We start from the raw sequence: 579 nt of genomic DNA on the forward strand, positions 1-579 counted from the left end.
TCCCCATGGACCATTCGTCGCTGACCACGTGGTGCTTGGCGATCGCCAACACGTGCTCGTCCAGCCGAACCCGCAGCAGAGTGGCCCGGAACAACGGCCCGGCCGCGAGATCGAACGGCACCACCGCATCGGTGGCCAGCCACGCCTCCGCAGCGGCGACCGGATCATCCTCACCCGACAGGTCGATCAGCGGCAGATCGAACGACGCCGGCGGGTCGACCACCTGCCACGGCACCCCGTCAGCATCGGCGACCAGCCGGGTCCGTAGCACCTCATGCCGGGCCACCAACCCACCCAACGCCACGGCCAACGCCGCCACATCAACCTCACCGGCCAGGTGGATCGCCATCGGAGTGTTGTACTCGACCGAGCCGGGGTCAAGCTGGGTGAGGAACCACAACCGCTGCTGCGCGAACGACAGCGGCAATGGCAGGCTCCGGTCCACCGGCACGATCGGCGGGGCATCGGTCCCCTGCGCCGATGCGTCGATCACCTCGGCGAGACCCGCGATCGTCGGACCGTCGAACAGCGCCGCGACCGGCAACTCGACGTCGAACGCGGCCCGGATCCGGGAGATGA

Annotated in this window: 1 protein-coding gene; it reads right to left on the reverse strand. The window is 69.1% G+C overall.

Annotated elements, in window-relative coordinates:
* A partial coding sequence (locus ACFP2T_RS43040) for a condensation domain-containing protein (RefSeq protein WP_377432794.1) occupies positions 1 to 579 on the reverse strand: 579 nt, incomplete at both ends.

This window comes from Plantactinospora solaniradicis, assembly GCF_042658085.1.
In the GTDB taxonomy this organism is placed as follows: Bacteria; Actinomycetota; Actinomycetes; order Mycobacteriales; family Micromonosporaceae; genus Plantactinospora; species Plantactinospora solaniradicis.